This is a genomic window from Burkholderia sp. BCC1996, assembly GCF_905339955.1.
Taxonomy (GTDB): domain Bacteria; phylum Pseudomonadota; class Gammaproteobacteria; order Burkholderiales; family Burkholderiaceae; genus Burkholderia.
In genome coordinates this window covers 104,922-128,473 of the sequence record NZ_CAJPHM010000010.1, presented here as the reverse complement: position 1 = coordinate 128,473, position 23,552 = coordinate 104,922, and the positions used below count along the sequence as shown (strand labels likewise).

19 protein-coding genes and 1 pseudogene are annotated in these 23,552 nt (G+C 68.8%); 8 read left to right on the top strand and 12 right to left on the bottom strand.

Annotated elements, in window-relative coordinates:
• Positions 1-65: 65 nt before the first annotated feature.
• The 5 genes from U4Z64_RS16790 to U4Z64_RS16770 form a co-directional block, all read right to left on the bottom strand.
• Positions 66-518 (bottom strand): VOC family protein, encoded by a 453-nt coding sequence (locus U4Z64_RS16790; protein ID WP_321820518.1) that lies wholly within the window; start codon positions 516-518, stop codon positions 66-68.
• A 251-nt stretch (positions 519-769) separates the two neighbouring features.
• Positions 770-1,723 (bottom strand): transaldolase, encoded by a 954-nt coding sequence (tal, locus tag U4Z64_RS16785; RefSeq protein ID WP_321802100.1) that lies wholly within the window; start codon positions 1,721-1,723, stop codon positions 770-772.
• A gap of 168 nt (positions 1,724-1,891) precedes the next feature.
• The gene (locus U4Z64_RS16780; protein ID WP_044846441.1) at positions 1,892-3,103 is read right to left on the bottom strand and encodes a benzoate/H(+) symporter BenE family transporter; all 1,212 of its coding nucleotides are present in this window, start codon (positions 3,101-3,103) and stop codon (positions 1,892-1,894) included.
• A gap of 56 nt (positions 3,104-3,159) precedes the next feature.
• On the bottom strand, positions 3,160-4,335 hold the full coding sequence (locus tag U4Z64_RS16775) for a vWA domain-containing protein (protein WP_257772909.1): 1,176 nt from the start codon (positions 4,333-4,335) through the stop codon (positions 3,160-3,162).
• 21 nt (positions 4,336-4,356) lie between these two features.
• Complete coding sequence (locus U4Z64_RS16770; protein ID WP_321820517.1) at positions 4,357-5,199, bottom strand: MoxR family ATPase; 843 nt, start codon at positions 5,197-5,199, stop codon at positions 4,357-4,359.
• 243 nt (positions 5,200-5,442) lie between these two features.
• On the opposite strand from U4Z64_RS16770, the gene U4Z64_RS16765 reads away from it, so the two are divergent.
• The gene (locus tag U4Z64_RS16765; RefSeq protein WP_011352793.1) at positions 5,443-5,802 is read left to right on the top strand and encodes a c-type cytochrome; all 360 of its coding nucleotides are present in this window, start codon (positions 5,443-5,445) and stop codon (positions 5,800-5,802) included.
• 40 nt (positions 5,803-5,842) lie between these two features.
• Positions 5,843-6,202 carry a c-type cytochrome gene (locus U4Z64_RS16760; protein WP_044846444.1) on the top strand — a complete coding sequence of 120 codons (360 nt, stop codon included), beginning with the start codon at positions 5,843-5,845 and terminating at the stop codon, positions 6,200-6,202.
• A 72-nt stretch (positions 6,203-6,274) separates the two neighbouring features.
• On the opposite strand, the gene U4Z64_RS16755 is transcribed toward U4Z64_RS16760, so the two are convergent.
• On the bottom strand, positions 6,275-6,742 hold the full coding sequence (locus U4Z64_RS16755) for a DUF1841 family protein (RefSeq protein WP_374692714.1): 468 nt from the start codon (positions 6,740-6,742) through the stop codon (positions 6,275-6,277).
• Positions 6,743-6,989: 247 nt separating this feature from the next.
• On the opposite strand from U4Z64_RS16755, the gene U4Z64_RS16750 reads away from it, so the two are divergent.
• Positions 6,990-7,919 carry a DMT family transporter gene (locus U4Z64_RS16750; RefSeq protein ID WP_321820516.1) on the top strand — a complete coding sequence of 310 codons (930 nt, stop codon included), beginning with the start codon at positions 6,990-6,992 and terminating at the stop codon, positions 7,917-7,919.
• Positions 7,920-8,024: 105 nt separating this feature from the next.
• On the opposite strand, the gene nth is transcribed toward U4Z64_RS16750, so the two are convergent.
• Together nth and rsxB are read right to left on the bottom strand one after the other, a co-directional pair.
• On the bottom strand, positions 8,025-8,669 hold the full coding sequence (gene nth / locus U4Z64_RS16745; RefSeq protein ID WP_124487190.1) for an endonuclease III: 645 nt from the start codon (positions 8,667-8,669) through the stop codon (positions 8,025-8,027).
• Positions 8,666-9,661 (bottom strand): electron transport complex subunit RsxB, encoded by a 996-nt coding sequence (rsxB, locus tag U4Z64_RS16740; protein WP_321820515.1) that lies wholly within the window; start codon positions 9,659-9,661, stop codon positions 8,666-8,668. Before rsxB ends, nth begins: the two co-directional genes overlap by 4 nt.
• A 162-nt stretch (positions 9,662-9,823) precedes the next feature.
• Here rsxB and U4Z64_RS16735 point away from each other — a divergent pair, with 162 nt between their 5' ends.
• Complete coding sequence (locus U4Z64_RS16735; protein WP_044849194.1) at positions 9,824-10,456, top strand: TetR family transcriptional regulator; 633 nt, start codon at positions 9,824-9,826, stop codon at positions 10,454-10,456.
• A gap of 138 nt (positions 10,457-10,594) precedes the next feature.
• On the opposite strand, the gene U4Z64_RS16730 is transcribed toward U4Z64_RS16735, so the two are convergent.
• A complete protein-coding gene (locus U4Z64_RS16730; protein ID WP_124571307.1) occupies positions 10,595-12,082 on the bottom strand; it encodes a polyhydroxyalkanoate depolymerase in 1,488 nt (495 codons plus the stop codon).
• Between the two features lie 208 nt (positions 12,083-12,290).
• Positions 12,291-14,120, bottom strand: a complete 1,830-nt coding sequence (locus U4Z64_RS16725) for a glycoside hydrolase family 15 protein (RefSeq protein ID WP_044849192.1) — start codon at positions 14,118-14,120, stop codon at positions 12,291-12,293.
• Between the two features lie 166 nt (positions 14,121-14,286).
• On the opposite strand from U4Z64_RS16725, the gene U4Z64_RS16720 reads away from it, so the two are divergent.
• Complete coding sequence (locus U4Z64_RS16720; RefSeq protein ID WP_321820514.1) at positions 14,287-15,534, top strand: lactonase family protein; 1,248 nt, start codon at positions 14,287-14,289, stop codon at positions 15,532-15,534.
• A gap of 110 nt (positions 15,535-15,644) precedes the next feature.
• Here the strand turns inward: U4Z64_RS16720 and U4Z64_RS37630 are convergent.
• Both U4Z64_RS37630 and U4Z64_RS16710 read right to left on the bottom strand, forming a co-directional pair.
• A pseudogene (locus tag U4Z64_RS37630) lies at positions 15,645-18,143 on the bottom strand (DNA translocase FtsK); the annotation flags it as partial.
• Between the two features lie 2,676 nt (positions 18,144-20,819).
• Positions 20,820-21,365 carry an META domain-containing protein gene (locus U4Z64_RS16710; RefSeq protein ID WP_124487195.1) on the bottom strand — a complete coding sequence of 182 codons (546 nt, stop codon included), beginning with the start codon at positions 21,363-21,365 and terminating at the stop codon, positions 20,820-20,822.
• Between the two features lie 237 nt (positions 21,366-21,602).
• Between U4Z64_RS16710 and purT the strand changes: the two genes are divergently transcribed.
• From purT to U4Z64_RS16695, 3 genes are all read left to right on the top strand, one after another.
• The gene (purT, locus tag U4Z64_RS16705; RefSeq protein WP_257772901.1) at positions 21,603-22,817 is read left to right on the top strand and encodes a formate-dependent phosphoribosylglycinamide formyltransferase; all 1,215 of its coding nucleotides are present in this window, start codon (positions 21,603-21,605) and stop codon (positions 22,815-22,817) included.
• A gap of 18 nt (positions 22,818-22,835) precedes the next feature.
• Positions 22,836-23,030, top strand: coding sequence for a DUF6726 family protein (locus U4Z64_RS16700; protein WP_044844727.1), 195 nt, complete (start codon positions 22,836-22,838; stop codon positions 23,028-23,030).
• A gap of 92 nt (positions 23,031-23,122) precedes the next feature.
• Entirely contained in the window at positions 23,123-23,506 is a 384-nt protein-coding gene (locus tag U4Z64_RS16695; protein WP_124487197.1) for an MliC family protein, read from the top strand.
• Positions 23,507-23,552 lie beyond the last annotated feature (46 nt).

The window sequence follows — 23,552 nt, the reverse complement described above, 5'->3', positions numbered from 1 at the left end:
GGGCCGCGCATCGCGCAGCGGCAACGACGCCCGTCACTGCGAAGTGGCGGGCGTTTTCGCGGGTGTCAGCCCTGCGCGCGTTTCACGAGATCCTCGCGTTGCGACAGGTCTTCGACGTTGACCATCCAGTGCACGCCGAAACGGTCCTTCGCCATCCCGAAGCCGAGCGCCCAGAACGTCTTGCCGAACGGCATCGTCACTTCGCCGCCGTCGGCGAGCGCATTGAACAGCTTCTGGCCTTCCTCGACCGTCGCCGGGTTCAGCGACAGCGAATAGCCGGCGTGCGTGCCGCCCGGCTGGCTGCAGTCGCCGTCCGAGCACATGACCATCGAGTCGCCGATCGTGAAGCTTGCATGCATCACCTTGTCGGCCATCTCGGGCGTGATCGCGTGTTCGGGATTCGGCGGCGCATCCTTGAAGCGCATCTTGAACATCGTCTTCGCGCCGAGCGCCTTTTCGTAGAACTGAAGGGCCTCTTCCGCGCGGCCGTAGAACGTCAGATACGGTTGGACTTGCATCGTTGTCTCCTGTTGACCGAGCCGGCGCGTCGGTGCCGGCGCGGGTACTTCCAAGATTGACCGGGAAGAGCACGCCGGGATGCGGCCGGCGCACTCGTGACGTGGATTGTAGTGCGCGCGTCTGACGATGGAATGAAAAATAAAAACGGCCGCGAACACGCGGTTCGCGGCCGTTCGTCACGCTGCTGACGGCTGTTGTCAGGGTTGCTGACAGTTCAACTGACGGGCCGTCACGTCACGTGCGGCGTGGTTCAGCGCAGCCCGTCGATCAGCTTTTCGAGCTTCACCGCATCGGCGGCGAACACGCGGATGCCTTCGGACAGCTTTTCGGTCGCCATCGCTTCGTCGTTCAGCTGGAAGCGGAACGATGCCTCGTCGATCGCGACGCGCTCGGTCGGCTTGTCCTGCAGCGCGTCAGGCGACAGCTTGCGCGCCACCGTGTCGGTGCTGTCGTGCAGCTTCTGCAGCAAATCGGGGCTGATCGTCAGCAGGTCGCAGCCCGCGAGCTCGGTGATCTGGCTCGTCGTGCGGAAGCTCGCGCCCATCACTTCGGTGTTGTAGCCGAACGTCTTGTAGTAGGTGTAGATGCGGCGCACCGACTGCACGCCCGGATCGTTCGCACCGCCGTTCTTCGCTTCATCCCAGTCGGCGCCGGCCTGCTTCTTGTACCAGTCGTAGATGCGGCCGACGAACGGCGAGATCAGTTGCGCGCCGGCTTCCGCGCACGCGGCGGCCTGCACGAGCGAGAAAAGCAGGGTCATGTTGCACTTGATCCCTTCCTTCTGCAGCACCTCGGCCGCGCGAATGCCTTCCCACGTCGATGCGAGCTTGATCAGGATGCGCTCGCGGCCGACGCCGGCGGCTTCGTACAGTGCGATGAGTTCGCGACCCTTGTCGATCGAGCGCTGCGTGTCGAACGACAGGCGCGCATCGACCTCGGTCGACACGCGGCCCGGAATCAGCTTCAGGATTTCGGTGCCGAATGCGATCAGCAGGCGGTCGATGATGAAATCGGTGCTTTCGTTGCGATGATCGCGGACGGTTTTCTCGAGGATCGGCTTGTACGCGTCCTTCTGGACGGCCTTCAGGATCAGCGACGGGTTCGTGGTCGCATCCTGCGGCTTGTATTGCGCAAGCTGCTGGAAATCGCCCGTGTCGGCGACGACGGTCGTGTACTGCTTCAGCTGGTCGAGTGCGGTAGTCATGGCGATTCGGAAGAAGGGCGCGGCGCGCCGGGTTCTCACGGGCCGCGCGAGCGCGGCGGCGAAGCGAGGCGGCGCCGGGCGCCGCCTTCGATCCATCATTTTAGGCCCGATTCGTGTCGGGCACGTTTTGGCGGGTCCGGCGCCTGCCGTGGCGGGCGTCGCGCCGCATCACGCGGGGCGACGCGCGTTCAGGATCACCTGCGTGACGATCCCCGCGACGAGGCCCCAGAACGCCGAGCCGATCGACAACAGCGTCAGACCCGACGCGGTGACCATGAACGTGACGAGCGCGGCTTCGCGCTGCTTCACGTCCTGCATCGCGTTCGCGAGCCCGCTCATGATCGAGCCGAACAGCGCGAGCGCAGCGACCGACACGACAAGCGCCTTCGGCAATGCCGCGAACAGCGCGGCGATCGTCGCGCCGAAGATCCCGGCGATCAGGTAGAACGTGCCGCACCACACGGCGGCCGTGTAGCGCTTCGCGTGATCCTCGTGCGCTTCGGGGCCCGTGCAGATCGCCGCGGTGATCGCCGCGAGGTTCACGCCGTGCGAGCCGAACGGCGCGAGCAGCAGCGACGCGAGGCCGGTGGACGCGATCAGCGGCGACGACGGGGTCGAATAGCCGTCCGCGCGCAGCACCGCGATGCCCGGCACGTTCTGCGACGCCATCGCGACGACGAACAGCGGAATGCCGATGCTGACGATCGACGCGATCGAGAACGCGGGCATCGTGAACACGGGTTGCGCGAGCGCGATGTGGAAGCGGCTGAAGTCGAGCAGGCCGAGGCCGCCGGCCGCCACGGTGCCGACGAGCAGCGTCGTGACGATCGCGTAGCGCGGCGCGAGCCGCTTGACGATCAGGTAGGTGAAGAACATCGCGAGCACGAGCGCGGTCTGGAACTGCGCGGCGCGGAAGATCTCGATGCCGATCTCGAACAGGATGCCCGCGAGCAGGGCGGCGGCGATGCCGGCCGGAATGCGCCGCATCAGCGTGTCGAACAGCCCGCTCAGGCCGACCGCGGTCAGCAGCAGTGCGCACACGACGAACGCGCCGATGGCTTCGGGATACGGTACGCCGGGCAGCGACGCGATCAGCAGCGCGGCGCCGGGCGTCGACCACGCGACCACGACGGGCGCGCGAAAGCGCAGCGACAGGCCGATCGTCGTCAGCGCCATGCCGATCGACAGCGCCCAGATCCACGACGAGATCTGCGCGTCGGTCAGGTGCGCGGCGCGGCCGGCCTGGAACATCAGCACGAGCGAGCTCGTGTAGCCCGTCATCATCGCGACGAAGCCGGCGACGAGCGCCGAGACGGACGTATCGGTGAAAAAGCGGCGGCCGCCGGCGCGGCCAGCGCTCGCGGTGGGCGAAGGGTTCATGCTATCTCCGGGGGAGGCCGCCTGGACGCGGCCTTCGTGTCTGCAGGGTGGGTTCGTTACTTGCTGAGTGCGCGCATCGCGGTTTCGAGGCCCGCGAGCGTGAGCGGGTACATGCGCTGACCGAGCACGTCGCGAATGATCGAGACCGATTGCCGGTATTCCCATAGCCGCTCGGGCTCCGGGTTCAGCCATGCATGGTGGGGGAACTGGTCGGCGAGGCGGCGCAGCCAGACGGCGCCGGCTTCCGGATTGTTGTATTCGACCGAGCCGCCGGGCTGCAGCACCTCGTACGGGCTCATCGTCGCGTCGCCGACGAAGATCAGCTTGTAGTCGGGCGTGAACTTGTGCAGCACGTCCCACGTCGCGGTGCGCTCCGCGTGGCGGCGGCGGTTGTTCTTCCACAGGTGGTCGTACACGCAGTTGTGGAAGTAGTAGAACTCCAGGTGCTTGAACTCGGCCTTCGCGGCCGAGAACAGCTCCTCGGTGCGCTTGATGTGGTCGTCCATCGAGCCGCCGACGTCGAGCAGCATCAGCACCTTCACGTTGTTGTGGCGCTCGGGCACCATCCGCAGGTCGAGCCAGCCCGCGTTCGCGGCCGTGCTGCGGATCGTGCCGGGCAGGTCGAGCTCCTCGGCCGCGCCTTCGCGCGCGAAGCGGCGCAGGCGCCGCAGCGCGACCTTGATGTTGCGCGTGCCGATCTCGACGGAATCGTCGTAGTCGCGATAGGCGCGCGCTTCCCACACCTTGACCGCGGTGCGGTTGCCGTTCGACGGGCCGCCGATGCGCATGCCTTCGGGGTTGTAGCCGCCGTGCCCGAACGGCGACGTGCCGCCGGTGCCGATCCACTTGTTGCCGCCTTCGTGGCGTTCCTTCTGCTCGTCGAGCAGTTCCTTCAGGCGCTCCATCAGCTTGTCGAGGCCACCCATCGCTTCGATCTGCGCCTTTTCCTCCGGCGACAGCTCGCGCTGGAGGCGTTTCTCGAGCCAGTCGAGCGGAACGTCGAACGCCTCGGAAGGCAGGGCGGACACGCCGTGGAAATACGCGCCGAACGCCTGGTCGAACTTGTCGAAGTACTGCTCGTCCTTGACGAGCGTCATCCGCGCGAGGAAGTAGAACGCGTCGATCGACGGCGAGATCAGCCCGGCCTTCAGCGATTCGAGCAGCGTCAGGTATTCCTTCACCGAGACGGGCAGCTTGGCTGCGCGCAGCGCGTAGAAGAAATTGAGCAGCATGGCCGGGCCTTCGCGGGTGGGTTACCGGTTGTGCCGGTTCATGTAGACGAGCCGCTCGAGCAGGCTCAGGTCCTGCTCGTTCTTCAGCAGCGCGCCCGCGAGCGGCGGCACGATCTGCTTCGCGTCGACGCCGCGCAGCGCGTCGGCCGGGATGTTCTCGGCGAGCAGCAGCTTCAGCCAGTCGAGCAGCTCCGACGTCGACGGCTTCTTCTTTAGCCCGGACACGCTGCGCAACTCGAAGAAACTCTGAAGCGCCGCGTGCAGCAGCTCCTCGCGGATGTTCGGGAAGTGGACCGCGACGATCTGCTGCATCGTCGACGCGTCGGGAAACTGGATGTAGTGGAAGAAGCAGCGGCGCAGGAACGCGTCGGGCAGCTCCTTCTCGTTGTTCGACGTGATGATCACGAGCGGACGATGCTTCGCGCGAATGGTCTCGCGCGTCTCGTACACGTGGAACTCCATCCGGTCGAGCTCGCGCAGCAGGTCGTTCGGGAATTCGATGTCGGCCTTGTCGATCTCGTCGATCAGCAGCACGCTCGGGTGCTCGGCGTCGAACGCCTGCCACAGCACGCCCTTCACGATGTAGTTCGCGATGTCCTTCACGCGCGCGTCGCCAAGCTGCGAGTCGCGCAGCCGCGATACCGCGTCGTATTCGTACAGGCCTTGCTGCGCCTTCGTCGTCGACTTGATATGCCACTGCAACAGCGGCATGTCGAGCGCGGCGGCCACTTCCTCGGCGAGCATGGTCTTGCCGGTGCCGGGCTCGCCCTTGATCAGCAGCGGGCGTTGCAGCGTCAGCGCGGCGTTGACCGCGAGCTTCAGGTCGTCGGTGGCGACGTAGTGCGAGGATCCTTCGAAACGCATGGCGGCGCTCTTCTTAATCGCAAAAAAACCCAGTATAAGTCAGAAGGGCTGTCCGGTTGGCCCGGGGCCGCGTATCGTTGCGGGGCTGCGGCGGGGCGGACCTGGGCGCCGTATGGACGCATTCCCCGCCGACGCGGTACAATCTGGCCGTTTTTTTTGGCCTGCGTGGCGACCGACAAGCAAAACGGCGCGGGCCGTTGCCGCTTCGGCGCCAGTTTCCCCTCAAGCTAGGTTACAAGAGCTATGAACAAATTCGTCGGCAAACACGTCGTTGTCGCAGCGCTCGTGGCGCTCGCGGGCAGCGCGCAGGCGGCCGGTGTGGTCGGCAACCCGAAGGACGGGGCAAGCAAGGCCGCCATGTGTATCGGTTGCCACGGCATCCAGGATTACCGCGCGGCGTATCCGGAGGTCTACCGGGTGCCCGTCCTCGGCGGCCAGAACCAGCAATACCTCGAGAACGCGCTGAAGGCCTACCGCAAGAAAGATCGTCACTTCCCGTCGATGAACGCGATCGCCGGTTCGCTGACGGACCAGGACATCGCGGATCTGGCGGCTTACTACGCCGTCCAGAAGGCCGACACGAAGGACAATCCCTACAAGTAAAGCGCGCGCCGCCGATCTGACCGGCGGGACAGGAGCATTCATGAACAACGCATTCAAGACGGCGGCGGTTGCACTGGCGGCCGGCCTCGCGATCGGTACCGCGCATGCGGCGGACATCACGAAGGGCAAGGAGCTGGTCGAGTCGCACAACTGCGCGGCCTGCCACGGCGCGCAGCTGAACAAGCCGATCAACGCAGAATATCCGCGCCTCGCGGGCCAGCACGCCGACTACCTCGTGTGGGCGATGCGCCAGTACCAGATGGGGCTGACGAACCCGCTGCTCGGTCGCAACAACGCGATCATGCAGGCGCAGGTGCAGAACCTGTCGGTCAGCGACATGAAGGACATCGCGGCCTACATCGAGTCGCTGAAAGAGACGGATCTCGTCTTCAAGAAGTAAGCGCGCCGGACCTTGCCGGTCCGTGCAGCCGGAATACCCCGCCGCGGCGGGGTATTTTTTTGTCCGCGGCGCTCAGTCGCGCGACGCGCGGCGCAGGATGCGCTGCAGGTACGCGTCCGTATCGGGCGGCGTGCCGGTGCGCTGCGCTTCCCAGATCGTCTCGCCGAGGCACTCCATGATCATGTGCTGCGCCTCGTGGGTCGAGTCGAGCTTCGCGGCCAGCTTGTCGTGCGCGGCGCGAATGCCGGGCGGCTGGTCGATCGACAGCTGCTCGCTGATCGCGAGGTGCATCGACAGATGCAGGAACGGGTTCGTGCGGCCTTCCTCGGGCGTGTAGTTGCGCGCGGCGGCGCCGTCGGCGTCCGCGAGGTCGTCGTGGTATTCCGGATGCTCGACGATCCAGTCGGCTGCCATCGCTTCCAGCGGCGTCAGGATCTCGCCGGCGCGCTGCTTGCGCCAGGTCTCGGTGAAAAAGCGACGGACTTCGTCGCGACTCGGATTGAACATGGTGGGGAAACGTCGTGATTCGGGCGGCGTCATGCCGCGTCGCGCATTGTACGCCGGGTCGGCGTGCGGCGCTGGCGGCGGGTGGGGCCGGCGGCGGGTGGCGCTGGCGGGGCGCTTGCTGCGCGCAGCGGGCGCATCGGGACATCAGGCACATCGGGCACATCGGGCGCGGTGCCGGTCGGTGCGGGCCGGCGCGCAACGGGTAAGCGCGGGCTAGGCTGCCGGCCGCCGCGCCGCTACACTCCGACGATTCCCGTCGTCGCGCTCGCACCACTCCATCATGTCCGCCACCGTCCGCTCATCGTCCGCCGCGCTACAGGGCGCGCTCTATGTCGCGTTGTCCGCCGCCGCCTTCGGCGCGATGGCGATCTTCGGCCGCTATGCGTATGCGGCCGGCGTCGACGTGCTCGGGCTGCTGATCGTGCGCTTCGCGATCGGCGGTGCGATCCTTGCCGCGATCGCGCGGCACCGCCGCGTCGCATGGCCGCGCGGCCGCACGCTCGCGCCGCTCGTGGCGATGGGGGCACTCGGCTACGTCGGGCAGTCGTTCTGCTATTTCAGTGCGCTCCAGCATGCGCAGGCGAGCCTCGTCGCCTTGCTGCTGTACCTGTATCCGGCCTTTGTCACGCTGCTGGCCGCATGGTGGCTCGGCGAGCGCCTCACGCGCGCGAAGGCGGTCGCGCTCGTGCTTTGCGTCGCGGGCTCCGCGCTGATGGTCGGCGGCGGCCACGGCGAGCCGCTCGGCATCGCGCTCGCGCTGGCCGCCGCGGTGATCTATTCGCTGTACATCGTCGGCGGCACGAAGGCGACGCGCGGCGTCGATCCGCTCGCTACGACCGCCATCATCTGCCTGTCGGCGACCGCGACGCTCGTCGCGATCGCGCTCGTGCGGACCGCGGCGTTCGGCGCGCCGCCGCGCTGGCCGGCGACGGCTGCCGGCTGGGCGTCGATGCTCGCGATCGCCTTGGTGTCGACGGTCGCCGCGATGCTCGCGTTCTTCGCCGGGCTCGAGCGGCTGGGGGCTGCGCGCACGTCGATGCTGTCGACGCTCGAGCCGGTCGTGACGGTCGCGCTCGCGGCGCTGCTGTTCGGCGAGGCGCTGTCGCCGTTGCAGTGGATCGGCGGCGTCGCGATCCTCGCGGCCGTGCTCGCGCTCGTGCGCGCGGGCGGCGCGGCGGCCGACGACGCGACGGCGACGTCCAACGCATAGCAGGGCAGGGACAAGCCGCGGGCGCCGCAATGGCGTCCGCTGGTCGTGCCGCGCGCTGCCCTCGGCACGAGCGGCCGCGTGCAGTGCGTCAGCCGCGGCTGACGCTCACTCGTTCGGCGGCGGCGTCTTCGGCCGGAATTCGCACAGCGGCTCGATCACGCAGTGCCAGCATTCGGGCTTGCGCGCCTTGCACACATAGCGTCCGTGCAGGATCAGCCAGTGATGCGCGTCCTGCAGGAATTCCTTCGGCGTGAACTTCTCGAGCGCGGCCTCGACGGCCCGCACGTCCTTGCCCGGCGCGAGCCCCGTGCGGTTCGCGACGCGGAAGATGTGCGTGTCGACCGCGATCGTCGGCTGGCCGAACGCGGTGTTCAGCACGACGTTCGCGGTCTTGCGGCCGACGCCCGGCAGGCTCTCGAGCGCTTCGCGATCGGCCGGCACCTCGCCGTCGTAGCGCTCGAGCAGGATGTTGCACGTCGCGATCACGTTCTTCGCCTTGGTGCGGTACAGGCCGATCGTCTTGATGTAGTCGGCGACGCCTTCTTCACCGAGCGCGACGATTTGTCGCGGGGTGTTCGCGACCGGGAACATCTTGCGCATCGCCTTGTTGACCGACACGTCGGTCGCCTGCGCGGACAGCATCACCGCGATCAGCAACTCGAACGGCGTCGTGTATTCGAGCTCGGTGGTCGGATGCGGATTGAGGCTTTGCAGCGTTTCGTAGATCGCGCGTCGTTTCGTGGCGTTCATGGACGGTTCTTGTCGGGCGGCGCGGACGGGCCGTTCCGGTCGTCGTGGTTCGGATCGTCGCGGGTGTCGCCGGCGGCCTCGGCGTCGCGCTGCGCCTGCTGTTCGGCGAGCCGCTTGCGGCGGGCTTCGGCCGCGTCGATCTGCGCCTGCACGGCCGCGCTCACGCCTTCGGTGTTCTTCGGCCCGGCGCCTTGCCCGGACAGTTCTTCCTTCTTCTTGCGTGCGCGTTCGAGCGCGGCGGCGATGATCGCGCGCTTCTTCGCGTCGGCGTCGTCGGCTGGTGCCGCGCCCGGTGCGCCCGGCTGTTCCGCGGCCGGCGCAGCCTTGGCCGCGCTGGCGCCGGCGCTGGCCGCGCGGCGGGCGGCGGCGCGCGCCTCGGCGGCCTCGCGTTCGCGACGCTGGCGCGCGAGCCGGCGGTCGTGGCGCTCGCGCGCGGCGTCCGCCTGTTCCTGCGACCACGCGTCCCAGCCGGTGCGCTCGTCGGTCACGGGGACCATCGCGATGCAGTCGACCGGGCAGGGCGGTACGCACAGGTCGCAGCCCGTGCACAGCGATTCGACGATCGTGTGCATCTGTTTCGGTGCGCCGATGATCGCGTCGACCGGGCACGCCTGCATGCACAGCGTGCAGCCGATGCACAGGCTTTCGTCGATGAACGCGACGGCGCGCGGATGCTCGGCGCCGTTGACGGGATTCAGCGGGATCACGGGCTTGCCGAGCAGGCGCGCGAGGCGTGCGATGCCTTCGGCGCCGCCGGGCGGGCACTGGTTGTAGTTCGCGTCGCCGGCGGCGATCGCTTCGGCGTACGGACGGCAGCCGTTATAGCCGCACTTCGTGCATTGCGTCTGGGGAAGCAGATCTTCGATGCGATCCGCGAGGGTCTTGGAATCGGTCACGGTGACAACGGGCGCAGCAGCGCCGAATGGCTCTCGGCCGCGTCTGGCGCGGCCGGAAAGGTTTGCCAAACCTTGATTATCGCCGATTTCCCGCATTGCGCTGGACGCTGTCTGTGCGCATAATCGAACCGCTTTTTTGCAGGGGCTCAGCAGGAGGGCGGCCGCATGCGGCGCGCTCGTTCCAGGGCAGCCGGCGCCGAGGCGGTGGGGGTGCCGGTCCGGATCAGGATCACGCGGCTCACATAGCAAAACGCCACCATGAATCAGCCAAAAATCAAAAGAGATCCTGAAGGTACACGCCGCCGCATCCTGATGGCGGCAGCCGAAGAGTTCGCGGGTGGAGGGCTGTTCGGCGCACGCGTCGACCAGATCGCGCGCCGGGCCGAGACCAACGAGCGCATGCTCTATTACTACTTCGGCAGCAAGGAGCAGCTGTTTACGGCCGTGCTCGAACACGCGTTCTCCGCGCTGACCGAGGCCGAGCGCGTGCTCGATCTGGATGGCGTCGCGCCCGTCGAGGCCGTCACGCGGCTCGCGCATTTCGTGTGGGACTACTACCGCGATCATCCCGAGCTGCTGCGGCTCATCAACAACGAGAACCTGCACGAAGCGCGCTACCTGCACAAGTCGACGCGGATCCGCGAGATGATGTCGCCGATCGTCGCGAAGCTCGGCAACGTGCTGATGCGCGGCCAGAAGGCCGGGCTGTTCCGCAGCGACGTCGATCCGCTGCGCTTCTACGTGACGCTGTCGGGGCTCGGCTATTACATCGTGTCGAACCGCTTCACGCTCGCCGCGACGCTCGGCCGCGACTTCAGCGAAGCCGACGAGCGCGCGGAGATGGTCAGGATGAACACCGAGTTGCTGCTCGCGTATCTGCTGCGGCGCTGAGTCGACGAACCGTCGAACCGACGCGCCGATGAACCGACGCGTCGATGAATCGATGAGTCGCCGCGACGGCGACCGCCAGATAAAAAAACGCCGCCGTGCGCAAGCAACGGCGGCGTTTTTGCGTCGGGACGCGGTGCGTCAGGCGGCCTTGCGCGCCCGCGCGGGCTTGGCGCGCGTGCTGCCTGCGCGTTTCGCGGCAGGTGCGGCCTTCGCGACGGCCGTCCTGGCGGGTGCGACCGTCACGGCCGGCGCTTTCGGGCGCGTGCGTTTCGCGGCGGTGGCGCGCGCCGTCGTTTCAGGCTGCGGCGTGGCGGCCGGCACGGCGCCGATCGTGGTCGCGTCCTGTGCATCGGGAGGCAACTTCGTCGTGCCGTTCTTCGGTTCCGGCGCATGCTCGCGGATGAAGTCGCGCAACTGCGGATAGATGATCGTGCGCCAGCGGCGGCCGGAGAAGATCCCGTAGTGACCGCACTTCTCGGCGGTCAGGCTGCGGCGGTCGTCCTGCGGGATGCCCGTGCACAGCTCGTGCGCGACGTGCGTCTGGCCGCTGCCCGAGATGTCGTCGAGTTCACCCTCGATCGTCATCAGCGCGGTGTGCTTGATGTCCTGCGGACGCACGCGCTCGCCTTCGACATCCCACGTGCCTTCCGCGAGCCGGAATTCCTGGAACACGACGCGGATCGTCTCGAGGTAGTACTCGGCCGCCATGTCGAGCACCGCGTTGTACTCGTCGTAGAAGCGGCGGTGCGCCTCGGCGTCGTCCTCGTCGCCGCGCAGCAGGCTCTGGTAGAAGTCCCAGTGCGATTGCGCGTGACGTTCCGGGTTCATCGCGACGAAGCCCGTGTGCTGCAGGAAGCCCGGATACACGTGGCGGCCTTCGCCCGGATAGTTCGCGGGCACCGTGTGGATCACGTTGTTCTCGAACCACGCGGTCGAGTGCTGCGTCGCGAGCGAGTTCACCGACGTCGGGCTGCGGCGCGCGTCGATCGGGCCGCCCATCATCGTCATCGTGAGCGGCGTGTCCTCGCCGCGGCTCGCCATCAGCGAGATCGCCGCGAGCACCGGCACGGTCGGCTGGCACACGGAGATCACGTGCAGGTTGCGTGCGCCGATGTGGCGGATGAATTCCTGGATGTACGCGATGTAGTCGTGCAGGTGGAACGGGCCGACCTCGACCGGCACCATCCGCGCATCGATCCAGTCGGTGATGTACACCTTGTGATCCTGCAGCAGCGTGCGCACGGTGTCGCGCAGCAGCGTCGAGTGGTGGCCCGACAGCGGCGCGCAGACCAGCACGACCGGCTCGTCCTTCAACTGCGTGACGGCATCGGCGTCGTCCGAATAGCGCTTGAAACGCAGCAGCCGGCAGAACGGCTTCTCGATGATCGTCTGCTCGACGATCGGGATGTTGTGGCCGTCCTTGACGATCTGGTGAATGTTGAATTCGGGCTTCTCGTAATCCTTGCCGAGCCGGTACATCAGTTCGTACGCGGCGGCCATCCGCGGCGCGCCGGGCATCAGCGAGAACGGGCTGGACGGATTGGCGAACGACTTGGAGGCGGCCTGGGCCCAGGCCGTGAGCGGGCTCAGCATCGCCCGCTGGAATTCGTGCAGTTGGTAAAGCATGCAGACTACTCCCGCTTGGGGGACGGTGCGCAGGGGCGTGTGGCGTCGCGGCGTGCCGTGTGGGTCAGCGACCGGCCATGTTGCAGTGCGGCCGGACAATCGAGTCGATCATATCGGACAACGATCAATGTTGCAATGCAACATTTTTCCGATTTTTCATCAAACGTTTGCGAATTGACGATCTCTGAAGAAGCCGCTCCACCCCCGGTCAGCGCCCCGTCGCCACGGCCGGCGCCGGCTGGCCGGCCGCGCGCGCCATCGCCTCTTCGTGGTGCATCAGGTTCATCGCGGTATGCACGAGCGCCACGTGCGAGAACGCCTGCGGGAAATTGCCGACGAGCCGGCCATCGACCGGATCGTATTCCTCGGCGAGCAGCCCGAGGTCGTTCGACAGCGCGAGCAGCCGGCTGAACAGCCGATGCGCGTCGTCGATCCGGCCGAGCAGCGCGTAGTTGTCGACCAGCCAGAAGCTGCACGCGAGGAACGTGCCTTCGCCCGGCGGCAGGCCGTCGTCGTACTCGGTCGTGCGGTAGCGCATCACGAGGCCGTCGTGCAGCAATTCCCGCTCGATCGCGTCGACCGTGCCGACGATGCGCGGGTCTTCCGGCGGCAGGAAGCCGAGCAGCGGCAGCAGCAGCACGCTCGCGTCGAGCTCGTCGCTGCCGTAGCTCTGGGCAAACGCCTGTTTGCCTTCATGCCATGCGTTGTCGCACACGTCCGCGTGGATCCGGTCGCGCAGCGCGCGCCAGCGGTCGAGCGACGCGGGCAGCCGGAACATCTCCGCCGACTTGATCGCGCGGTCGAACGCGACCCACGCCATCACCTTCGAGAACGTGAAGTGGCGGCGGCCGCCGCGCGTTTCCCAGATGCCCTCGTCGGGTTCCCGCCAGATCTTCTCGAGATGGTCGAGCAGCGAGCACTGGACGGACCACACCGTGTCGTCGGCCTGCAGGCCGCCCACGCGCGCGAGGTGCAGCGCGGCCATCACTTCTCCGAACACGTCGAGCTGGAGCTGGTTCGCGGCGCCGTTGCCGACGCGCACCGGTTTCGAATCCTGGTAGCCGGGCAGCCAGTCGAGCTCCATTTCCGGCAGCCGGCGCTCGCCCGCGATCCCGTACATGATCTGGATCTGCTCGGGCGAGCCGGCCATCACGCGGCCGAGCCACGTGCGCCACGCGCGCGCCTCGTCGTAATAGCCGCCGCGCATCAGCGCGAGCAGCGTGATCGTCGCGTCGCGCAGCCAGCAGTAGCGGTAGTCCCAGTTGCGGTTGCCGCCGATCTTCTCGGGCAGCGACGTGGTCGGCGCCGCGACGATGCCGCCGGTCGGCTCGTACGCGAGCGCCTTCAGCGTGATCAGCGAACGGCGCACGGCGGCCGCGTAGCGGCCCTGCACCTGGCAGCGGCCCGACCATTCGAGCCAGTAGTTCTCGGTGCGCGCGAGCATCGACAGCGGATCGCGCGCGGGCGGCAGCCGCAGGTGCGACGCCGCATAGCTGAGCGAAAACGGCACACGTTCGTCGGCGCTCACCGTGAATTCCGCGAGCGTATGGAGGTTCTTGCCGGTGAGCGGCACCGGCGTGCGCAGCACGACGGTATCGGGGCCGGCGATCGCCTTCATGCCGTCCTCGCGCGTCAGCTGCGTGACCCACGGGATCGAGAAACCGTAGTCGAAGCGCAACACCAGTTCCATGCGCATCTTCATCGTGCCGTGGCGGCCGACGACGATCCGCACGAGTTCGGACCAGCCGTTGCCGGGCGGCATGAAGTCGATCACGGTGACCGCGCCGTCGGCGCTTTCGTAGTCGGTTTCGAGGATCAGCGTGTCGCCGCGATAGCGGCGCGTCGTGTGCGTGATCGCGGCGTCGGCGGCCGGCGCGAGCAGCCAGCGGCCGTGCTCGGGCGTGCCGACCAGCGCCGCGAAACAGGCGCCCGAATCGAAGCGGGGCCAGCACAGCCAGTCGACGGAGCCGTCTTTCGAGATCAGCGCGGCGGTGTGGCCGTCGCCGACGAGGGCGTAGTCTTCGATCAGGGCGGGCATGGGCAAGCGGTCCTTGGATATTCGAGTTCACGATGCAGGGCTGCGGCGCCCGGGCTTCACGCGCCGGCGTCGCGCCCCGTATACTCGCCCGGGCGGCGGAGCGCATGAACGGCCGGCGTTTCGTCCTATCTCAACACTTGAAGCGACTCGATGCAAGGAGGATTCAATGCCCAACCGTTTACGCGAGCGTGACGCGCGCGCTTCGACACGAGGGTTCCCGCTTAGGTTCGCTCACTGGATGAAAGGTTTCGCGCTCGTGCTTTCCTTGTCCGCGACCCACGCCTTCGCACAACAATCGCCGGCACCGGCCGACGGCGTCTACAACCTGCTCGTCGGCACCTATACGGGGCACGGCAGCGACGGGATCTACGTGTACCGCTTCGATACGAAAACGGGCAGCATCGCGCCCGTGTCGTCGGCGAAGACCGTGAATCCGTCCTACCTGTTGCCGAGCCGCGACGGTCGCACCGTCTACGCGGTCAACGAACTGCCCGGCGACAACGGGCCGGCCACGCAGCGCGGCGGCATCAGCACGTTCGGCTTCGATCCGAAGACGGGGGCGCTCACGTTCATCGACCGCGTGTCGTCGGAAGGGAACGATCCTTGCTATCTCGCGCTGTCACCGGACGGCAAGTACCTCGTCACGGCCAACTACTCGGTCGCGGCCGATCCGGGCGGCAGCTTCGCCGTGTTCCCGATCCGCGACGGCGGCGCGGCCGGCCCGGCCGTGCTGACGGTGCATCACGAGGGCACGGGGCCCGTGAAGGGGCGCCAGGACGGCGCGCACGTGCACTCGACGGTGTTCTCGCCCGACGGCCGCTACCTGTTCGTGCAGGACCTCGGCGCGGACAAGCTCTACGGCTACCGCTACACGGTGGACGGCAGCCGTGGGCTGATCAGCCCGACCGACACGCGCTACACGCCGGTGAAGGCCGGCTCCGGCCCGCGTCACATGGTATTCAGCGCCGACGGCCGGTTCGCGTACGTGACGAGCGAACTCAACGCGTCGGTCGAGGTGTTCGGCTACCGTGACGGCAAGCTGACGCCGGTCGAGACGCTGCCGATGACGGTGCCGGGCTTCAAGGGCAAGGTCGGCGGCGGCGCGATCCACCTGTCGCCGGACGGCCGCTTCCTGTACGCGAGCAATCGCGGCGACGTGAACGAAATCGTGATCTACGCGGTGAACCAGGCCGACGGCCGGCTGAAGACCGTCGGGCGCCAGTCGAGCCTCGGCAGGACGCCGCGTGAATTCCTGATCGATCCGACCGGCAAGTGGCTGATCGTCGGCAACCAGGACAGCGACGCGTTCTACGTGTTCAGCCGCGACGTCCAGACGGGGCAGCTCGGCGCGAATCCGCAGAAGGTGGCGGTCGGCAGCCCGGTCGACTTCAAGCTGGTGCCGGCGGCGCTGTAAATCGCCGTCCATGAAAAAAGGGCGCTGCGGAGGCAGCGCCCTTGTTCGTTCGGGCGGCCGCTTGCGCGGGGCGCCCGGATCGATCGTCGGCGGCCGTGCGGCCGCCATGCTCAGTCGGCCGCGGCCGGCACGAGCACCTCGCGGCTGCCGTTGATGCCCATCGGCGACACCAGTCCGGCCGCCTCCATCTGCTCGACGAGGCGCGCGGCGCGGTTGTAGCCGATGCGCAACTGGCGCTGCACCGACGAGATCGACGCGCGCCGCGTGCGCACGACGAACGCGACCGCTTCGTCGTACAGCGGATCGGCTTCCGCATCCGGCGCTTCGCCGAACAGGTCCTGGGTCGCGCCGTCGGCGGCCGGGCCGTCCAGAATCCCTTCCTCGTACTGCGGCTCGCCGAACTGCTTCAGGTATTCGACGATCCGGTGCACTTCCTCGTCCGCGACGAACGCGCCGTGCACGCGCTGCGGGTAGCCCGTGCCCGGCGGCAGGAACAGCATGTCGCCCTGGCCGAGCAGCGATTCGGCGCCCATCTGGTCGAGGATCGTGCGCGAGTCGATCTTCGACGACACCTGGAACGCGACGCGCGTCGGGATGTTCGCCTTGATGAGGCCGGTGATCACGTCGACGGACGGGCGCTGGGTCGCGAGGATCAGGTGGATGCCGGCCGCGCGCGCCTTTTGCGCGAGACGGGCGATCAGCTCCTCGATCTTCTTGCCGGCGACCATCATCAGGTCGGCCAGCTCGTCGATCACGACGACGATCAGCGGCAGCTTCGACAGCGGCTCGGGATCGTCGGGCGTCAGCGAGAACGGGTTGCCGATCTTCTTTTCCTTCGCCTCCGCGTCGCGGATCTTCTGGTTGAAGCCCGCGAGATTGCGCACGCCGACGGCCGACATCAGCCGGTAGCGTTTCTCCATTTCGCCGACGCACCAGTTCAGTGCGTTCGCCGCGAGCTTCATGTCGGTGACGACCGGCGCGAGCAGGTGCGGGATGCCTTCGTAGACCGACAGCTCGAGCATCTTCGGGTCGATCATGATCAGCCGCACGTCCTCGGGCGTCGCCTTGTACAGCAGCGACAGGATCATCGCGTTGATCGCGACCGACTTGCCCGAACCCGTCGTGCCGGCGACCAGCATGTGCGGCGCCTTCGCGAGATCGGTGACGACCGGGTGGCCGGTGATGTCCTTGCCCATCGCGATCGTCAGCTGCGACGCCGAATGCTGGTACTGGCGCGACTCGAGGATTTCCGACAGGCGGATCATCTGGCGTTTCGCGTTCGGCAGCTCGAGGCCCATGCAGGTCTTGCCGGGAATCGTCTCGACGACGCGGATCGACGTGAGGCCGAGGCCGCGCGACAGGTCCTTCATCAGGCCGACGATCTGGCTGCCGCGCACGCCGAGCGCGGGTTCGATCTCGAAGCGCGTGATCACCGGGCCGGCCGATGCGCCGACCACCGTCACCGGTACCTTGAACTCCTGCAGGCGCTGCTCGATGACCTGGGCCGTCTGCGCGAGGTGTTCCTCGGTGATCGTTTCGACGTCGTCGGATGCGGGCTCGAGCAGGTCGAGCGTCGGCAGCTCCACGTTGAACGACGTGGGTGCGTGGAATTCGAACGCGTTCGGGCGCGGCTGGCGCGCGGGCGCGGCCGATGCGTCGGCGGCCGGGGCGTCCGATTCTGCCGGTGCCGGCGGCACGGTGGCCGCGGGAGGCGTTGCGGTCGGAAGCGGCACGGTCGTGGCGGCCGGGATCGTGATGCCGGTTGTCGCGGGCGCCGTGCCGATGTCGGACATGGACCAATTCGCCGGCGCAGCGGCGGGAGCCGGCGGGGTGGTGAACGACGGGGCCTGCGGCAGCGGTGCGGACGCGATGGATTGCGCCGGTGTCGCCGTGTCGACGGATCCGCCCGGCGCGGAGTAGGTCGGCAATGCCGAGACCGACGGGGGCGCGGAAGTCGGCGACGCGGCCGGTGCCGTCGCGGCCGGGGCAGCGGCGAAGGAGGCCGGCGCGCCATTTGTCGCGGCAGGCGTGGCGCCGAACGCGGCGGGCGCGGCAACGGCGACCGTGTTCATCGGGGCGAGTGCGCCGGAAGACGGTGTCGGGGCGATGGCGGCGGCGGCGGCAGGCGCGGCGCCGGTTGTCGTCTGCGTCGCTCCAGTCGTCGCGGCCGGCACACCGAATGCCGAACCGTCAGGCATGCGGGTGGTCGATGCTGCCGAAGGCGTCGCCGATGCGGTCGACATTGCGGCCAATGCGCTGCCCGACGAGGCGAAAGACGCGGCGGCAGGCGACACCGGCGTGCGTTGCGCAGGTTGCGATCCGGTTGCGCTGAAGGACGTGCCGGTCGATGCGGGCGCCGTGGCGGCTGCCACGGTCGGCGCGGATGCGAAAGGCTGCGCGGTGGCCGGGCCGGAAGCGCCCGCCGCAGACGTCAGGGCGGAAGCCGCAGCCGCTGCGTTTGGCGCGGCCGCAAAAGGTTGTGCCGTCGTCAGGTCGGAGACGCCAGTCACGGGCATGGGGGCGGATGTCGCCGCTGCCGCGGTCGGAGCGGATGCGGACGCCTGCGCGGCGGCCGGGACGGAGGCAACCGTCGAAGGCGTCCGGGCAGGCGTCGTCGGTGCGGGCGCCGGCGTGACCATGCTCGATGCCGGATCCGTGGCGTCGATCGTCGACGCCGCGGCAGCCGGCGCGTGAATGCCGGAACCGTACGCAGTACCCGTGACACTCATCGGCGTGGACGGTGCAATGGGAGCAGCAGGCGCAACAGACGATTCCGATGCGGCCGGTCGCGACAGCGAACCGGCGCCCGGGTTTGTCATGCCGGTAAACGCAGGCGCTGCGGCGACAGGTGTGCTGTTCGGCGTGTTCGCGGGCACCGGCGCGGCAGAACCGGATGCGCTGCCGACGGGCGACGACGCGTCAGCTGCCGAGGTCGTCTGCGTACCAGCGAAGGGCTCAGCGGACAAAGGCTTCGACCATGATGCGGAGGAGGGCGCGGCGTCGACGGACGCAGGTTCCATGACCGCGGTGGCCGGTGCCGCCGGTGCCGGTGGCGTGGCGCGTTGCATGCCTGCAGGCAACGGAGCGGTTTCGCCACCGTGCTCTGCTGCCGCGTGCCAGACCGTTCCCGTCACGGCGCCGGCCGGTGCCGTGTTCGACGCGGCCGAGGCAACCGTCGTCGCGGCTGCGACGGGCATCGCATCGGCACGCGGCTGCGTCGGCGTTGCCGCGATCGACGAAGCGGAGAGGGGAGGCGGCGTGACCGGCTGGACCGGCTTCACGACATCCTGCGTCGCGTGCGCGTGTTCTTTCGCGACGACCGATACGGCGGTATCGGCAAGCGCCGTAGCTTGCGATTGGACCTGGCCGGCAATTCCGGCGGCGTTTGCCGCATCCTTCTCATCGACGGTGCGGCCCGTGGCGCTCACGGTCGACGTGACAGCGGCCGAAGGCGTACCGACCGCTGCGCTCGCGGCCACCGACTCGTCCGCGTCCGACAGCGGCACGGCAATCGGGCTTTCATGCGGCGCGCCGAGCCCGGGAACCGGCGGGCTGACGATGTCTTCCCACGGCGCAAAGTCGATCGGGGCATCGAATGCCGGCGCGGCTGGTGCATCGGCGCCATGCCGATGCTCGCGGTCCGCGTGACGCGTCGGCGCATCGGTTTCGACGCCGGGATCCGGCATGGCATGCCGCACGGCCTCGCCGAACGCCGGGGTACCCGTATCGACAGCAGGCACGCGCACGCCCGGCTCGGCCGGCATAAATGCATCCAGCACGATCGGTGCGTCGTCGGATGGCAGCACGGCCTCGTCGAATGCCGCGCCATCCGTATCGACGGCAGGCACGCGCATGCTCGGCTCGGCCGACATGAACGCATCCAGCACGATCAGTGCGTCGTCGGACGCCGGCGCCGCTTCGTGCGCATCCGGACGCCCTGCGTCCTCGGGCGCGGCCTGGCGCGCGTCCGGAACGACCGCGGCCGGTACGGCCGTCGACGCCGACGACGCATCGGCCTGCCGCACACCGTCCAGCGTCGCCCACTGCGCGGTACTGGCTTCGATCGAGCGCAGCGTGTCGTGAACGCTCGGTGCTGGCGTGATCGGCTCCGCGGGCTGTTGCACCCACGCGTAGAGCGGCGCGCGTGCCGGGGCCGGCGGCGCGGGGCGGCGTCGTGCGGCGTCCGGCGACTGGCCGGCGGCGCCGGCGCCCGTCACCGGGCGGGCGGGCGTGCGCGGCGTCGTCGCGGCGGCCGGGCGCGGCGTGACCGCGGTGCGCGGCGCGGCCGGTTGCTTCAGCGCGGCTGCGGCCGGTCGCGCGGCGGTCGGTTGCGGCCGAACGGGCTCGAACCCGGCCGGCAGCGGGGCCGGACTCGGGCGCGGCACCTGGGTGTTCGCGGCGGCGCGCGCGAGGCTGGCGGTGCTGCCGGTCGTCGGGGGCGGCATGGCGCTCGTCGCGCCCGGTGCGGGCGGCGGCGGCATGCGATTGGCCGACGTCGGCTTCAGCCAGCCCGTCGGCGCGACCGGCTCGGCGAGCGGACGCGGCGCGGGCTTGCTGCGCGGCTTCGGCCGCGCCTGCGGATCGGGCTTCCACAACGTCGGGCGCGAATACCGGCCGTTTTGCCGCGGCGCCATCGAGTTGACGGTATGGGCGGTGGTCGGCTGCACGATGTCGTCGTCGCGATGCAGCGCGCTGCGCGGCAGGTCGGCAACGCCGCGCACGTCGTCGTCGTCGACGTCGCGCGCGAGCTTGACGCCGAACGACGTGTCGACCCACGCGGCGAACTGCCGCCAGCCGATGCCGGTCAGCCACGGCAGGCCCGCGAAGAACAGCACGACCATCGCGACCGGCGTGCCGATCGGGCCGAGCACATGCGCGAAGCCGTTCGAGAACGCGTGGCCGAGCGCATTCGAGTCGGGGCCCGACAGCGGGCTCGTCAGCGCGCAGCTCGCGATGAACACGGCCGCGAAGCCGAGCCACAGGCGAATCGAGCCGCGGCCGGCGAGTCCGCCGCCGCCGGGCAGCATCGCCTGAACGAGACGCCAGATGAGAAGGAGGAACCAGACGGCGGAGATGCCGAACCAGCCGAAGACAACCGTGTGCATGCTTTGATGAAACAGGAAGAGGGCGGGGAGCGCGGTGCGCGACCCGCCGAGTTTAACCGGCCGACGAACAGGACTCTAAGGCAGTTTGAAGGCGTCGAAGCGCTTCCAGGCCGCGGGACGCATGCGTCCGGGATCCGCGCGCGGCGAAGGCGGCCGATCGGCCTTCGCCCGCGCGCTGCATCAGGGGCTCCGGCGCGTGAAGGTCAGCGTCGCGCCGGCTTCGGTCACGATCTGCAACTGCTGCGGCTCGCGCATCTGCACGCCGGTCTTCCCGATGTGCGCGAGCGCATCGAGGTACGCGTGCTCGAGCTGGCCGCCGAGCGTGTTCGTGCATGCCATGCGCGTGCCGGCGAGCGGCCCGAAGCTCAGCAGGCCGTTCTTCAGCGCATAGGTTCCCGTATAGCGGTTGCAGCCCGAAAAGCCGCTGGCGCGTCGGACGCCCGCTTCGGTGGACAGCGCGAGCTTGATCGGCTCGCCGTTGTCGCCGTGCGGAATCGTGCGCGGCGTGCCGTCGGCGTTCACCCAGCTCGTGAGCTCCCAGCTCGTGTCGTCGAGCAGCTGGACGGCGGCGGGGTTGTACGGGTCGGGTGCGGGGGCGGCGGAATCGGGGTGGGTCGGCATCGCGCAGGCGGCGAGAAGCGTGGCAAGCGTCAACGCGCAGAGCGGCGCGCGCAGCGGGCGAAGCAGGCCGGTGCGTGCGCGTGCGGCGGCGGACAGGTGGGACATGAGCCTCGTTCCTCATCGGATTCTGATCAAGGCGTAAGAGTAACGCACCCGCCCCGCGCGAGGCGAGCCGACACTTCGCGCGTGAAAACGTTCGCAATCCGCCCGCGAGCCTCGCGCGGCGGGGGGCGATGCGACGAAACCGGCCGGACCGGCGCGGGTGCGCGTGAGGTGTGCGTCGGGTGTGCGTGTTAACATCGAAGCCGTTTTCGTCCTCCAACAGAACCAGCGGGAAATCACATGCAGATCGGTCAGCGGCTCGGTACGCCGCTCTCACCCTCGGCCACGCGCGTCATGCTGCTCGGCGCGGGCGAACTCGGCAAGGAAGTCATCATCGCGTTGCAGCGGCTCGGCGTCGAAGTCGTCGCGGTCGACCGCTATCCGGACGCACCGGGCCACCAGGTCGCGCATCGCGCGCACGTGATCGACATGACCGACGCCGCCGCGCTGCGCGCGGTCGTCGAGGCCGAGCGTCCGCACCTGATCGTGCCGGAGATCGAGGCGATCGCAACCGATGCGCTCGCGGCGATCGAGGCGGCCGGCCTGGCCGAGGTGATCCCGACCGCACGCGCGACGCAGCTCACGATGAACCGCGAAGGCATCCGCCGTCTCGCGGCCGAGGAACTCGGGCTGGCAACTTCGCCGTACGCGTTCGCCGACTCGTTCGACGCGTTCAGCGCGGCCGTCGCGAAGATCGGCATGCCGTGCGTCGTGAAGCCGGTGATGTCGTCGTCGGGCAAGGGACAGTCGGTCGTGCGGACCGAGGCCGACGTGAAGCCAGCCTGGGACTACGCGATGGCGGGCGGCCGCGTGAACCACGGCCGCGTGATCGTCGAGGGCTTCGTCGATTTCGACTACGAGATCACGCAGCTGACCGTGCGCGCGATCGACCCCGCGACGCTCGAGACGCGCACCTACTTCTGCGAGCCGGTCGGCCACGTGCAGGTGGCGGGCGACTACGTCGAATCGTGGCAGCCGCAGCCGATGAGCGCCGTCGCGCTGGAAAAGTCGCGCGAGATCGCGCACAAGGTGACCGAGGCGCTCGGCGGGCGCGGGCTGTTCGGCGTCGAGCTGTTCGTGCGCGGCGACGAAGTCTGGTTCTCCGAGGTGAGCCCGCGGCCGCACGACACCGGCCTCGTCACGCTCGCATCGCAGCGCCAGTCGGAGTTCGAACTGCACGCGCGCGCGATTCTCGGGCTGCCGGTCGATCCGACGCTCGGCTCGCCGGCCGCGTCCGCGGTGATCTACGGCGGGCTCGACGAGCGCGGTATCGCGTTCGAGGGCGTGCGCGACGCGCTGGCCGTGCCGGGCGCCGACCTGCGCCTGTTCGGCAAACCGGAAAGCTTCGCGAAGCGACGCATGGGCGTCGCGCTCGCGACCGGCGCGACCGTCGACGAAGCCCGCGAACGCGCGAAGCGCGCCGCGGCGGCCGTGCGGCCCGTGTCGGCACGCTGACCAGACCAGGAGAGCGCGATGGCGTCGACATGGCAGCGGATCGGACGGCTCGGCAAGCTGGGCGCCGCGCTGGCGCTGGTCGCGAGTCTCGCGGGGTGCGGCCTCGCGGCCGCGCCATGCCGGGTCGCATCGGCCGGGCTGAAGATCGTGCCGCTCGTCGGCCACGTCGCGGCCGCGCCGACCGACGCGTGCGCCGACGTCATCGATCCCTGACCGGCGAACCCTCGATCCGTAGCCAACCATAACCAACGACAATCGCGCGTCCCGCGAGGGCGCGCTTCCACCCGTCTCGTGAGAGGAACTGCATGATTCGCCACACCCTTGCCGCGCTCGCGCTGGCCGGCACCGCCGTTTCCGTCGCGCAGGCCGCGCAACTGACCGTCGAGGAGATCGACGCCGATGCGCGCGTGCAGACCCTCTATCAGTGCGCGAACCAGAAGCAGCCGGTACGCGTGTCGTACTGGCGCGCGGGCAACGGCCAGAGCTTCGCGCTGGTGCCGGTCAACGGGCAGCAGCTGCTGTTCGTCGATACCGTTTCGGCGTCGGGCGCGCGTTACCAGGCCGGACGCTATACCTGGTGGACGAAGGGCAAGGAAGGGACGCTGCGCGACGAGATCGCCGACCAGAACGCGGCACCGCTGCTGGGCGACTGCGTGCAGGTCGAGAAGAAGAAAAAGAAGAAGGGTTGAACGCGGCGCGCGATCGGCTACGCCGCGCGGGCGTGCCGGTTGCCGC